This is a genomic window from Streptomyces sp. NBRC 110035 (assembly GCF_000829695.1).
In the GTDB taxonomy this organism is placed as follows: Bacteria; Actinomycetota; Actinomycetes; order Streptomycetales; family Streptomycetaceae; genus Streptomyces.
Window position 1 is genome coordinate 1 of sequence record NZ_BBNN01000017.1, and the last position, 13,194, is coordinate 13,194.

Here is a 13,194-nt window from a genome sequence, read left to right on the forward strand (position 1 = left end):
TTCCCGCCATGGTGCTTGTGTTTTCCGGACCACCGGAGGTCTGCGCCGTTGGGGCCCGGGGCGGCGGCGCGGTCCGTGCGGATGACCGTACCGTCGAGGTTCAGATGCGTCAGCCCGGCTGCCTTCGCACGCTCCAGCGCGGTGGACAGGTCCGGTGCGCCGGCGGCCAGGACGGCCAGTCCTTCGTGGAGGTAGCGGTAGGAGGTGGAGACCGACAGGCCGTTGTCGCGGGCGAGTTGGGCCAGTCGGGTGCCGTCGAGGAACCAGCACAGCACGAGCACGGCCTGCTTGAAGCAGCCCAGCGCGCGTCGCCCCTTGCGGGTCCTGGCCACGATTCGGTGGTCGCGCAGGAGACCGGCCGGGTGCTCGGCGGTGGACCGCCTCACATCGAGCACGGCGGTGCATGTGACACTGGTCGGCACGTGAGGCCCCTCGGTCGGATCTTTCTGTCGCAAGATCGTTCCTACCAGGGGCCTTACGCCTGCCCGGACTTGGGGGATACCGCGGACCGCGCGACGCGCCTCCCGCTCACGGACGGTGGCCGACGGTTACTGGGAACAGCTCAGTGTGCGCCGATCAAAAGCCGGTTCGCGAGCAACACGACCTACGAGCTCGCCACTCGCTCTTTTCGAAGCGCTCCGGCGCGCCCCGGTACGTGCCTGCGCGGACCTCCGGAGCCGGCAGCCGCCTGCCAGGGACGGTGGCCGGGGCACGTACGTGTGGTGCGGCCCCGCGGCGGTGCGACGGGAACGCGGGGGTGCGGAGGCGGGCTTCTGCGGGGTCGGTGCGAGTCCATAGGATCTCTGTAGGCTCAGTACGTCCTTCCGTCCGTACCTGATCTCGTCTCACTCCACGCCGTCACCTCGACTCCTCCCCCACCACACGACCGGGACACCCGCCATGCCACGACGCCGTAGTCCAAGCTCGTCCAGCGCGACGGGAGACCGCAGCGGAGGCTCCGCCGCTCCGCGGAACCGGACGCCTCAGCCCGTGCGGATACGGCGGCGGACCGTCGGGGACCTCGTCAAGGCGTTCTTCGCCTTCGTGGCGTTGCTCGTGCTGGTGGTGGGGGTGCCGGCCGCGCTCGCCGTGGTCGCGGGCCGGCCGTTGCCGAGCACGTTCGAGCCCATGGAGTGGCTGAGGACGGAGGTCTCCGTCGAGACCTTCCAGAACATCCTGGTCTTCTTCGTCTGGCTCGCCTGGGCCCAGTTCACCGCCTGCGTGCTCGTCGAGATGAAGGCCGCGCTCTCCGGTGTCGGGGTGCCGGGGCGGGTGCCCGGGGCCGGGCCCAGTCAGCTGCTCGCGCGTCAACTCGTCGCCGCACTGATGCTCGTCGGCGCCGCCGCGGCCAGTTTCACGCCGGGGCTCTCGCAACTGGGACAGGGAGTCGAAGGGAACCAGCAGGCCACGGCCGCCACCGCCCAGCAGACGCCGGGGCTCTTCGCCCAACAGCAGGAGCAGGCCGCCGGGGCCGCCGCCGCTCTCGCCGAGCAGGCCTCCGACGCCGCCGCCCGCGCCGACGCCGGGGGCAGCACCGCCCAGCGGGACGACACGAAGTTCTACCGGATCCAGCCACCCGAGGGGCGTCACCACGACTCCCTCTGGGAGATAGCCGAGCGGCACCTCGGGGACGGACGCCGGTACAAGGAGATCTTCGCGCTCAACAAGGACCGGGCCCAGCCCGACGGTTCCAAGCTCTCCGAGGCCAGTCTCATCCGGCCCGGCTGGATCATGGAGATGCCCGGCGACGCGCGCGGCGGCGACCTCGTCGAGATGCCGGACGAGACGCCCGAGGTCTCGCCGGACGTGCAGCGGCAGATCCACGACTACGCCAGGACCGGGGACCACGCCCGGGGCAGCGGCGGAGGCGCCGCCCACGTCTCCGTGCCCGAACAGCGGCCCGCCCCCGAGCGCCGGCCCGCGCCCGCCGCCGACCACGCCGGTCACCAGCGGCCCGCCCCCGCCCCGCAGCACGCCGACCCCGCCCGGGACACCTCCTCCTTCGGCCTGCCCGAAGCCCTCCTCACCGCCCCCCTCCTCGCCGCCGGCCTCCTCGGCGCCCTCGGGCACCGGCGTCGGCAGGCGCTGTGGCAGTCGGCGTTCGGGGGGATCGGCGGGCGGCGCGGGATGGAGCCGCCCACGCCGGAAGGCGACGCCCAGGACGTCCAGGACGCGCTGCTCGTCGGCGCCGACCCCGAGGGCGTACGGCTGCTCGACCGGTCCCTGCGCGGGCTCGCCGCCTCCCTCGCCGCCGAGTCGCGCGCCCTGCCGACCGTCTACGCCGCCTGGCTCAGCGACGGCGACCTGCACCTCCAGCTCGCCCAGCCGGCCGGCAAGCCCCCGGCGCCGTGGCGGCCGGGGCAGGACCAGACGTTCTGGACGCTGGCCAAGGACGACGCCGGCCAGTACGAGGACGTCGACACCGCCGCCCCGTACCCCGGTCTGGTCAGCCTCGGCACCCTGGACGACTCGCGGCTGCTGCTCAACCTGGAGTCCGTCCCCGGCATCGTCTCGCTGAGCGGCAGCGAGGCAGACCGGGCCGCCGTGTTCGCCTCCGTCGCCGCCGAGCTGGCGACCAACGGATGGTCGGACCGGATGACCGTCACTCTCGTCGGGTTCGGTGAGGACCTGACGCTGCTCGCCCCCAACCGGCTCCGCCACCTCGACGGCATCGAGGCGCTCATCGAGACCATGGAGGCGGAGACCCGGCAGCGGCGCGGCGCGCTGGGCGCCGCCGGGCACGACTCCGTCCTCACCGGACGCACCGGCCCGGCCCGGCACACCCGTTGGGCCCCGCAGCTCGTCCTGCTCGCCGCCGAGCCGTCCGCCGAGGACGCCGTCCGGCTCGCCGAACTCGCCGCCGACGCGAGCCGCCTCGGCATCGGCTACCTTGTCGGCACCGGGAGCGGCGATCTGCCGGGCGCCGCCTGGGAGATGGAGATCACCGGCGAGGGCAAGCTGCTCGCGCCCCTGCTGGGCCTCGAACTCGACGCCCAGCTCCTGCCCGCCGCCCAACAGCGCGCGGTCGTCGAACTGTTCGTGGAGGCCGACCCGGACCGCGGTCCCGACGGACCGGTCAGCACCCCTCCGTTCCTCGTCGACATCAGCGAACAGGGCCGGCCGGCCGTGTACGCGCGTCTCGTCGGGCCGTACGAGATCATCGGGCTCGACACCCCGGACGGCGAGCGCAGCGTCCTGCTCCACGAGGCGCTCGCCCTGCTGCTCCTGCACCGCGAGGGCGTGCACCCGCGTGTGCTGTCCTCCGTGCTGTGGCCGCGCGGTGTCACCGACGACGTGCGCGAGGCGCTCCTCGACCGGCTGCGCGCCTGGCTCGGCACCGACGCCGACGGCACACCGCGCCTCGGCACCGACCGCACCGGGCGGCTCACCCTCGCGCAGTCCGTCGTCTCCGACCTGGACGTGCTGCGGTCGCTGTACCACGAGGCGACCCAGGGCAAGGGCGTCGACAGCCGCGTCGTCCGCGGGCGGCTGCTCACCGACGCGCTGGTGCTGGTGCGCGGCCCGCTGCTCGCCGACCGGCCCGAGGGCCGCTACCGCTGGCTCACCCACGAGATCGTCGACGCCCAGCTTCCGCTGCTCGTCGCCGACACCGGACTCGCCCTCTCCGAGTTCCACATGGAGAAGGGCCGTGCCCAGAAGGCCATCGAGGCACTCGACGCGGCCCTGCGCACCGCCCCGGCCGACGAGCGGCTGTGGAACGAACTGCTGCGCGCCACCCACGCCCTCGACGACCCCTCCCGGCTCACCGCTCTCGCCACCGACCTCGTCGGCCGCAGCGGCGCCCGCGGGCTGCCGCCGCGCACCGAGGCGCTGCTCGACGAACTGCTGCCGGCCTGGCGCGACACGGTCGCGGCAGCGACAGCGGCGGCGGGGTGAGCGGGGCATGAGCGACCTGCCGGTGCCGCCGGTCGCGGCCGTCGTCCTGGTCGCCGCGCTGTGGGGCGCGGCGGCGGGCGCGCTGCTGCCCCGCGCGGTGCACCGGTTCGCCGTCCCGGCGGGGGAGGAGTGGCGCGCCCGGTGCCCCGAGGGGCATCCGCTGCGCGGGTGGCTCGGCCGGGCGCGGTGCGGACCGTGCGCCTCGCGCGCAGGCGGGGAGGGAGAAGGGGCCGCCGGGGCGCCGTACGGTCCCGGACCCGCCGCCCCCGCGGCCGCCGCCGCGCTCGTGTGCGCCGCCCTCGCCGCCGCCACCGGGACGCGGCCCGAGCTGGCCGTCTGGCTGCTGCTCGCGCCCGTCGGCGTGCTGCTGGCGGTCGTCGACTTCCGGGTGCAGCGGCTGCCCGACCCGCTCACCCTCCCGTTCGCCGCGGCCGCCCTCGCCCTGCTCGGCGTCGTCGCCCTGCTCCCCGAGCACGCGGGCACCTGGACGACCGCCCTGCTGGGCGCCCTCGTCCTCGGCGCCGGCTACTTCGTCCTGTTCCTGATCAACCCGGCCGGCATGGGCTTCGGCGACGTGAAACTCGCCCTCGGCGCGGGGGCCGTCCTCGGCTGGTACGGCTGGCCCACCGTGATGCTCGGCACCTTCGCCGGGTTCCTGTTCGGGGCGCTGTACGGCGGTGCCCTCGTCGTCGCGCGGCGGGCGGGCCGCAGGACGGCGATCCCCTTCGGGCCGTTCCTGATCGCCGGCGCGTTCGTCGGGCTGCTGATCGGGGCGTACACGGCGTGACGCCCGGGCAGGTGCGGGGAGGCCGGTGCGGTTGACGCAGCCGATGTGACGGATGCGACCGACGACCGACGGGCCGTGCGGGGCCGACGGGTGCCGATGCGGCCTGACGTCGGGCGCCCCGGGCCGCTGGCGTAGGCTGGCTCAGCCCGTCCACAACCCTTACGAACCTTACGAAAGGGACGCCCGGTGACCGAGAAGGCCGACCTTCAGCCCATCCTCGACCGTGCTGCCGCCGGTGGGCGGATCACCCCCGAAGAGGCGCTCGACCTCTACCGCGACGCCCCGCTGCACGCGCTGGGCGCCGCCGCCGACACTGTACGCCGCCGCCGGTACGCGGGGACCGAGCACATCGCGACGTACATCATCGAGCGCAACATCAACTACACGAACGTCTGCGTCACCGCGTGCCGCTTCTGCGCCTTCTACGCCGCGCCGAAGGACACCGCCAAGGGCTGGACCCGCGACCTCGACGACATCCTGCGGCGCTGCGCCGAGACCGTCGAACTCGGCGGCACGCAGATCATGTTCCAGGGCGGCCATCACCCGGACTACGGCGTCGAGTACTACGAGAAGCACTTCGCCGCCATCAAGAAGGAGTTCCCGCAGCTCGTCATCCACAGTCTGGGGGCGAGCGAGGTCGAGCACATGGCCCGGATCTCGAAGGTGCCGGTCGAGGAGGCCGTCACCCGGATCCACGCGGCCGGGCTCGACTCCTTCGCCGGGGCCGGTGCCGAGCTGTTGCCCGAGCGGCCGCGCAAGGCCATCGCGCCGCTGAAGGAGTCCGGCGAGCGCTGGCTGGAGATCATGGAGATCGCGCACGGGCTGGGCGTCGAGTCGACGTCCACCATGCTGATGGGCACCGGCGAGACCAACGCCGAGCGCATCGAGCACCTGCGCATGATCCGGGACGTACAGGACCGCACGGGCGGCTTCCGCGCCTTCATCCCGTACACCTACCAGCCCGAGAACAACCATCTGAAGGGCCGCACCCAGGCCACGATCTTCGAGTACCTGCGGATGATCGCCATCGCCCGGCTGTTCTTCGACAACGTCGCCCACATCCAGGGCTCCTGGCTGACCACCGGCAAGGAGATCGGCCAGCTCTCCATGCACTACGGCGCGGACGACCTCGGCTCGATCATGCTCGAGGAGAACGTCGTCTCCTCCGCCGGCGCCAGGCACCGCTCCAACCGCATGGAGATCATCGACCTCATCCGCCGGGCCGGACGGGTGCCCGCCCAGCGGTCGACCACGTACGAACACCTCGTCGTGCACGACGACCCGGCGAACGACCCCGTCGACGACCGGGTGGCCTCCCACATCTCCTCCACGGCGATCGAGGGCGGCACGGCCCACCCGGAGCTGAAGCTCCTCGCCTCCAACTGACCCGCCCGTGCTGACGATTCACACGGCGGAGGCGGTGCGCCTCACCTGGGACACCCCGGCGGACGCCGCCGAGCCGCTGACGGGCGGGGCCGTCGCCGTCGACGGCGGCCGGATCGTCGCCGTCGGGCCGCCGTCGGAGGTGGAGGGCCGGTTCCCGGGCGCCCGGGTCCGGCGCTGGCCGGGGACGCTGGGGCCCGGGCGGATCCACCGGGGGCCGCTCCCGGAGGCGCCGAGCCCGCGTGAACGCGTCCACGAGGTGCTCAAGCGCGGCGCGGTGGCGGTCCTGGCGGAGCACGCCGCCGCACCCGGACTGCGCGCCGCGGCCGGACGCAACGACGTCGTCGTCCTGACGTCCTTGTGCCCCGAGACGCTCGTCGTCGGCGGCCGCGCGGACCTGGCGGTCTTCGACGGCACCGGTGCCTGCGTCGCGACCGTGTGCGCGGGACGCCTGGTGCACCGCCGACGCTGACCGGCCTGGTGTTGTCCGGTCACGTCGATGGGTCCGGTGGTGACCGTTCGATGCGGATCGGCTTGGTGTCGACCTGCTCGGTGCGGGCAGTCCTGGTGGTGTCCGGTCACGTCGACGGGCCGGTGTCGGCAGGCCCGGTGCCGTCCGACCGGGCGCAGACCGACCCGGTGCCGGTCAGCCCGCGAAGGCCCTCCCGAAGGCACCCGCCTCCTGCTCCACCCCCGCTGCAGTCGGTCGCGGCATCCTCCGCGCCGGAGCCCTCCGCGCACGGCCGGTCCCGGAAGGACGACCACATCGACACCCGGGCGATGCCCTTCTCCTCCGCGAAGGCGTGCACCTGTGCCGCGTCCGCCAGGGTGAACGTCTCGCCCCCGACGTCGTTGACGCCGATCATCGAGGTGAGCGCCTTGCCCCGCCAGGCAGCGCTCCCCGACAGGCCGAAGACCTCCATGAACTGGACGTTCGCGGCCTCGGCCGAGGTGACGGCGTAGTCGCCCGTGTCACCGTCGTACGACTCCCCGTAGTTCATCGTCATGAGGTTGACGGTGCGGACCCGTACGCCGTGGTGGTTGGCGGAGGCCGGCAGGTCCAGGACGTTCTCGTCGAGGCCCGAGGGCATCACCGGGACGGTGAAGGAGACGTCCAGCTCCGTACGCTCCTCCTGCAGCAGGACGGGCTGACGGGCCCCGTCGGCGGTGACGCGTCGGCGGAGCTCGCCGCCGGGGACGGGTGGGCGGTGACGTGTCGGCGGGCGCACGGAGCAGGGGCGCCGCGGGACGCGGGCGGGAAGCCGGGACCCCCGCCCCGGGAGCGGGCTGCAAGAATGGGGCCGTGACCCGCGCATCCCTGGACAAGCAGCCGCACGAAGTCGCCTCGATGTTCGACAACGTGGCGGCACGGTACGACCTGACCAACGACGTGCTGTCGCTCGGCCAGGACCGGATCTGGCGCAGGGAGGTGGCCAAGGCGGTCGGCGCGCGCCCCGCCGAGAAGGTCCTGGACCTGGCGGCCGGTACGGCGACGTCCTCGCTGCCCTTCGCGCAGGCCGGCGCCTACGTCGTCCCCTGCGACTTCTCCCTCGGCATGCTCCAGGTCGGCAAGCAGCGCCGGAGCTGGCTGCCCTGCACCGCCGGCGACGCGACCCGGCTGCCTTTCAAGGACGACGCCTTCGACGCCGTCACCATTTCCTTCGGACTGCGCAACGTCCAGGACACGGACGCCGCGCTGCGTGAGATGCACCGGGTGACCCGGCCCGGCGGCCGCCTCGTCATCTGCGAGTTCTCGCAGCCCACCTGGGCGCCGTTCCGCACCGTGTACACCGAGTACCTGATGCGGGCGCTGCCGCCGGTCGCCCGGTCGGTGTCGTCGAACCCCGACGCGTACGTCTACCTCGCCGAGTCCATCCGGGAGTGGCCCGACCAGCCCGCCCTGGCCGAGCGGCTCCAGGGGGCCGGCTGGACGAGGGTGGCCTGGCGCAACCTCACGGGCGGTGTGGTCGCACTGCACCGGGGCCGCAAGGCGGGCTGAGGCGAGCCACGGAGGTCGCGCACAGGGCGCGCGGGCGGAGTCAGGGCGGGCCGAGGAGCGCCGTCGCCGTGCGGGGCGCGGCCGTGTACGGGGCTCCGGGTTCGTCCAGTTCCCGCCGGAGGCCGCCGCGGGGAGGCACCGGCCCGCGCGGTTCACGCACCCCTCCTCCGCCGTCCCCCTCCCCGAAGTCGAACCACACGTGCACCGCGGAGTCCCGCGGCACCTCGGTGCCGGGCTGCGGATACTGGCGCACGACGTACTCGACGACGGTCAGGTGGAAGTCCGGCCGGTCCGGCGCCTCGAGGGACAGGCCACGCGCACGAGCCGACTCGCGCGCGTCCACGGCCATCAGGCCGACCAGGCGAGGAACGCGCACCTCGGGTGTTCTGGGTCGCACCGGCACGGATGTCACCCCCCAGCGGTACCGGCAGCGTAGGCACGGCCACGGGCCGGAAGGAAGCATTCTGTGGCTATCCGTGACAATCGGTCACAACAGGTGACTGAAGTGGGAGTTGTCACTTCCACTGTCAGAGGGTCAGCCGGTAGCAGTGGCTCTCCCGGTGCGAGGCCGGGACCGTGAACGTCTCGTCGAGGCGCATCCCGAGCCGCCGGGTGACCGCCGCCGAGCGGGTGTTGCGGGCGTCGGCCATCGCGACCACGTCACGCACGCCGTGGCGCGCACGCGCTCCGGCGTCCGGCGTCCGGCAGCGATGGCGTACCCCTTGCCCCAGCGCTCCCGGCCGAGGCGCCGGCCGATCTCGATCTCGCCGGTCGGGCCCCGGTCCCGTTCCCAGGGCTGGGCGCCCGTGAAGCCGATGACGCGGTCCGCCCCGTCGACCACGGTCCACAGGCAGGAGCCGAGTTCGGCGTCGTGCCGCCGCCGGCGGGCGGTGAGCTCCTCGTGGACCGACAACTCCGCGGCCCTGCCGCCGTGGAACTCCCTCACGTCCGGATCGGCGAAGATCCGGTGCCAGGTGAAGGCGTCCTCGTGGGTGGGTACACGGAGCCGTACGGCGGGCGGGACCGGATCCATCGGGACGGCCCTTCGGCAGGGTGATCGGTTCCGCTGCATAGACTGCCCGTGTCCAGTGCCCGCCGGCACGCAGATTTCGAACCTGGGGAGAACCCGCCGTGACCGAGCCGCTCTCCGACAACACCGCCGATGTGATCGTCGTGGGCGCGGGGCCGGCCGGCTCCGCGACCGCGTACCACCTGGCGAGGTCCGGTCTCGACGTGCTCCTGCTGGAGAAGACCGCGTTCCCGCGGGAGAAGGTCTGCGGCGACGGGCTCACCCCGCGCGCCACCAAGCAGCTGGTGTCGATGGGCATCGACATCTCCGAGGAGGCGGGCTGGCTGCGCAACAAGGGCCTGCGCATCATCGGCGGCGGGGTCCGCCTCCAGCTCGACTGGCCGGAACTCGCCTCCTTCCCCGACTACGGCCTGGTCCGCAAGCGCGACGACTTCGACGAACAGCTCGCCCGGCAGGCCCAGAAGGCCGGCGCGCGCCTGTACGAACGCTGCAACGTGGGCGCGCCGATCATCGACGACCGCACCGGCCGCATCACCGGCGTGAAGGCCAGGACCGGCGAGGAGAAGCGGGACGTCACCTTCCACGCCCCGCTGGTGGTGGCCGCCGACGGCAACTCCACGCGGCTGTCCCTGGCCATGGGCCTGCACCGCCGCGAGGACCGTCCGATGGGCGTCGCGGTCCGTACGTACTTCACCTCGCCGCGCCACGACGACGACTACCTGGAGTCCTGGCTCGAGCTGTGGGACCGCCGCGGCCCGCAGGACCGGCTGCTGCCCGGCTACGGCTGGATCTTCGGCATGGGCGACGGGACGAGCAACGTCGGTCTCGGCGTGCTCAACACCTCGGACTCCTTCAAGGAACTGGACTGGCGCGAGGTCCTGAAGGCCTGGTGCGCGTCGATGCCCGAGGACTGGGGCTACACCCCGGACAACATGACCGGCCCGATCCGCGGCGCCGCGCTCCCCATGGCCTTCAACCGCCAGCCGCACTACACGCGCGGGCTGCTGCTCGTCGGTGACGCGGGCGGCCTGGTGAACCCGTTCAACGGCGAGGGCATCGCCTACGCCATGGAGTCCGGGCAGATCGCCGCCGAGGTCATCGTCCAGGCCCACGCGCGGGCGACGCCGGCCCAGCGGGAGATCGCCCTCCGGCGCTACCCGCGCGTCCTGAAGGACACCTACGGCGGCTACTACACGCTCGGCCGTGCGTTCGTGAAGCTCATCGGCAACCCGAAGGTCATGCAGATCGCCGCCCAGCGCGGCCTGACGCACCCGATGCTGATGAGGTTCACCCTGAAGCTGCTGGCCAACCTGACGGACCCCACGGGCGGCGACGCGATGGACCGCATCATCAACGGCCTGAGCAAGGTGGCGCCGAAGGCGTGACCCTCGCCGCGGGGGCCGGCGTGAGCGATCCCCGCGAACGGCTCCGCCCGGATCGTGCTCGACGGCTCCGGCTGCGCGTCCGGCTCCACCGGAACCGGTACGAACGGCACGCGGCGGACCGACGGTGCCCCCGAGGCGCGAGGCTCTGAGCGGCGCTGTGGGCGGCCGGAGTCCGAGGGGCGGGCCCTGGCCGTCCGGCCTCTGCACGGGGCGCCGCAGGGGGTCGCCGCAAGGCGGCACGGCGCTTCGCGCGGGCATGGCGGCCCCTCAGCACGCCCCGCGCGGAGGACAATTCGGGCGATCGGGCGTTTTCGGTGCGACGAGGGTGAACCCCCGGGCGGAGCGGCCGGTGCGCCCGAAGCGCCCGGATCAGAGCACGCGCACCGCGCCCGACGCGGGGTAGCCGGAAAGGTCCTGGATGACGACGCCCTTGGACGGGTTGGCGGCGTCCAGGTACTGGCCGTCACCGATGTAGACGCCCGTGTGGTACGCGGAGCCCTTGCCGCCCCAGTACAGGATGTCGCCGACCTGGAGGTTGGACAGCGAGACGTCGGTGCCGACCGTCGACTGGTCCTGCGAGACGCGCGGGAGGTCGACGCCGACCTGGCGGAACGCGGCCTGCACCAGGCTGGAGCAGTCCCAGGCGTTGGGGCCCGTGGCGCCCATGACGTAGGCGTCGCCCACCTGCGCCTTGAGGAAGGAGACCACCGTGGCGACGCTGCCGCCGGCCGGCGCGGAGGCGGTGGCCGCGGAGGCGGTGGCCGTGGTGGCCGCCGTGGTCGTGGTGCCCGAGTCGGCGGTGAGGGTGGCGCGCTCGGCGTCGCGCGTGGCCCGCTCGGCGGCGGCCTTGCGGGCCTCCTCGGCCGCCTTCTTCTTCGCCTCGGCCTTCTCCTTGGCCTCGGTGAGGTCGGCCTTCGCCTCCTTGGCGGCCTTGGCCGCGGCGGCGTCACGCTCGGCCTGCAGCTGGTAGTTCGCGGCGGCCTGCTGGGTGGCCTCCGCGGACTGGGCGACCTGAGTGGACAGGTCGGCCGTCAGGGCGGGCAGTTCGAGGGTCTGGGTCACCGGCTCGGCGGCGACCGCCGAGGCCGACGCCCCGGCCACTGCCAGAGTGCCGAGGACGCCACCGGCAACTCCGGCCCGCATCGCCATCGTGGTCTGGGCGCTGCGGCGGGGTTTCCGGTGGCTTCGTATGTGAGCGGTGTGGGACATGGGAACAACCGGTACCAGGGGCTCCTTCATATCCACAAGAAACGTGTGCTGCGCCACAGTTGTTCAATCGTGACGCCGAATGCCGGGTGTGTCGCTCTTTATTGACGCCGTAACGGACATTGCGGGCGCGGCGTAATGGGCCCGTGATCACGGTCTTTCATCTTTACGTCCGAATTGCCCCACGCCTACCATCGGTTGAAACGATTGGCCAAGCCCTCTTTCTGTGCCCTCCCTGTGGATGTGGCGCAGGTCACGGAACGGTCACCCCTCTCGTCGCGTCCGGTGTGCGAGCTCCGGGCGGATTCCGGGCGGATTGCGGGCGGCCCGCACCGGGATCTCGGCCGGTCCGCGGCGGGCGTTGCGTCCGGGCCGGCCCGGGTCGGGGTCGCGCCGTGTCCGCACCGCGTTCCGGGCTGTTCCCGGGGGAGGGGTCCAGGGGCGGGTCCGGGGCGGGTCCGGGGCGGGTCCGGGGCGGTGTCCGGGGGGTCGGGCGGGGGAGGGGTTTCGGAGCGGGCGCCGCGTGGATCCGGGTGGGTCCCGGACCCGGCCCGAGGTCCGGCCCGGGGATGCGGCGACCGCGTCCGGGGCGGGGTCCTGGATGCGGAGGGCCGGGGTGTGGCGGGTGCTGTCGGCGGCCGGTCGGGACGGGGCCGTGGTGTGCGACCGGCGGCCCGGTCCCGCGGCGGGCCGCGGACTCCGGGTCCCTCGGACTTCGTGAACGCGTGCACACGTCCACATCGCGCCCCGCACCCCCTCCGACGTGTGAACGCGTCCTCTAGCAAGCGAGCGCGTCCAGCGCCAATTTGCATGCAGGGGAACACTCTTGATACCGGGGTCACCCTCCTGGCCTGCACCGATGCGGCAGAATGTCACTTATGGTGACCGCACGGACGCTTCGCGTGCGAAGATCACCGCTCCTCCGGCTTCATGATCGTTCGTCAGGTGGTGGAGATCACAAAGGTTGTGCAATACCCCGTGTCGCAGATCACAGACCGACGGGCATAGGATGCGGAGCGGTTGGGCTTGTGACCTGCTTCACATGTTCTCGATCTTCGCCGGGGCGGGCGTGGTTCGCGGGACGCGTGGGGCGCAAGTGAGCCCGGCTCGCCAGCAGTCAGTGCCGACTGAGAGGAGCGAGGAGCGGTGAACGCGTATGCGCCCATCCTCGTACTGGGAGCCCTCGGGGCAGGCTTTGCGATCTTCTCCGTGGTCATGGCCACGCTGATCGGTCCGAAGCGGTACAACCGCGCCAGGCTCGAAGCCTACGAGTGCGGTATCGAGCCGACCCCCACGCCGGCCGGCGGCGGGCGCTTCCCCATCAAGTACTACCTGACGGCGATGCTCTTCATCGTCTTCGACATCGAGATCGTCTTCCTTTATCCCTGGGCGGTCAGCTTCGACGCCCTGGGGATTTTCGGGCTCGTGGAGATGCTGCTCTTCGTGCTCACCGTCTTCGTCGCCTACACGTACGTGTGGCGCCGCGGCGGCCTGGAATGGGACTGAA

The 13,194-nt window shown here is 72.8% G+C and carries 9 protein-coding genes and 3 pseudogenes; 7 read left to right on the forward strand and 5 right to left on the reverse strand.

The features are described from left to right. Positions 1–422, reverse strand: a pseudogene (locus TU30_RS04525) (IS5/IS1182 family transposase); the annotation flags it as partial. Between the two features lie 478 nt (positions 423–900). Here TU30_RS04525 and TU30_RS04530 point away from each other — a divergent pair. The 4 genes from TU30_RS04530 to TU30_RS04545 all read left to right on the forward strand — a co-directional run bounded on the left by TU30_RS04530 (position 901) and on the right by TU30_RS04545 (position 6,539). Continuing rightward, entirely contained in the window at positions 901–3,897 is a 2,997-nt protein-coding gene (locus TU30_RS04530) for a BTAD domain-containing putative transcriptional regulator (RefSeq protein WP_078878111.1), read from the forward strand. Positions 3,898–3,904: 7 nt separating this feature from the next. Next, positions 3,905–4,684 (forward strand): A24 family peptidase, encoded by a 780-nt coding sequence (locus tag TU30_RS04535; protein ID WP_042164893.1) that lies wholly within the window; start codon positions 3,905–3,907, stop codon positions 4,682–4,684. 186 nt (positions 4,685–4,870) lie between these two features. Next, the gene (gene mqnC, locus TU30_RS04540; RefSeq protein ID WP_042164896.1) at positions 4,871–6,070 is read left to right on the forward strand and encodes a cyclic dehypoxanthinyl futalosine synthase; all 1,200 of its coding nucleotides are present in this window, start codon (positions 4,871–4,873) and stop codon (positions 6,068–6,070) included. Between the two features lie 7 nt (positions 6,071–6,077). Further along, positions 6,078–6,539 carry a hypothetical protein gene (locus tag TU30_RS04545; RefSeq protein WP_042164898.1) on the forward strand — a complete coding sequence of 154 codons (462 nt, stop codon included), beginning with the start codon at positions 6,078–6,080 and terminating at the stop codon, positions 6,537–6,539. A 174-nt stretch (positions 6,540–6,713) separates the two neighbouring features. On the opposite strand, the pseudogene TU30_RS04550 reads toward TU30_RS04545, so the two are convergent. Continuing rightward, positions 6,714–7,209: pseudogene (locus TU30_RS04550) on the reverse strand (hydrolase); the annotation flags it as partial. 161 nt (positions 7,210–7,370) lie between these two features. Between TU30_RS04550 and TU30_RS04555 the strand changes: the two are divergent. Beyond that, positions 7,371–8,066 carry a demethylmenaquinone methyltransferase gene (locus TU30_RS04555; protein WP_042164901.1) on the forward strand — a complete coding sequence of 232 codons (696 nt, stop codon included), beginning with the start codon at positions 7,371–7,373 and terminating at the stop codon, positions 8,064–8,066. 40 nt (positions 8,067–8,106) lie between these two features. Here TU30_RS04555 and TU30_RS04560 read toward each other — a convergent pair whose 3' ends face one another. Both TU30_RS04560 and TU30_RS04565 read right to left on the reverse strand, forming a co-directional pair. After that, the gene (locus TU30_RS04560) at positions 8,107–8,442 is read right to left on the reverse strand and encodes a PASTA domain-containing protein (protein WP_234307777.1); all 336 of its coding nucleotides are present in this window, start codon (positions 8,440–8,442) and stop codon (positions 8,107–8,109) included. A gap of 151 nt (positions 8,443–8,593) precedes the next feature. Next, positions 8,594–9,099 (reverse strand): annotated as a pseudogene (locus tag TU30_RS04565) (GNAT family N-acetyltransferase). A gap of 98 nt (positions 9,100–9,197) precedes the next feature. Here TU30_RS04565 and TU30_RS04570 point away from each other — a divergent pair. Then, the gene (locus TU30_RS04570; protein WP_042164907.1) at positions 9,198–10,481 is read left to right on the forward strand and encodes a geranylgeranyl reductase family protein; all 1,284 of its coding nucleotides are present in this window, start codon (positions 9,198–9,200) and stop codon (positions 10,479–10,481) included. A 369-nt stretch (positions 10,482–10,850) separates the two neighbouring features. Here TU30_RS04570 and TU30_RS04575 read toward each other — a convergent pair whose 3' ends face one another. Continuing rightward, entirely contained in the window at positions 10,851–11,720 is an 870-nt protein-coding gene (locus tag TU30_RS04575) for a C40 family peptidase (protein WP_042164910.1), read from the reverse strand. 1,113 nt (positions 11,721–12,833) lie between these two features. Between TU30_RS04575 and TU30_RS04580 the strand changes: the two genes are divergently transcribed. Further along, entirely contained in the window at positions 12,834–13,193 is a 360-nt protein-coding gene (locus tag TU30_RS04580; RefSeq protein ID WP_042164912.1) for an NADH-quinone oxidoreductase subunit A, read from the forward strand. The last annotated feature ends 1 nt before the right edge of the window (position 13,194 follow it).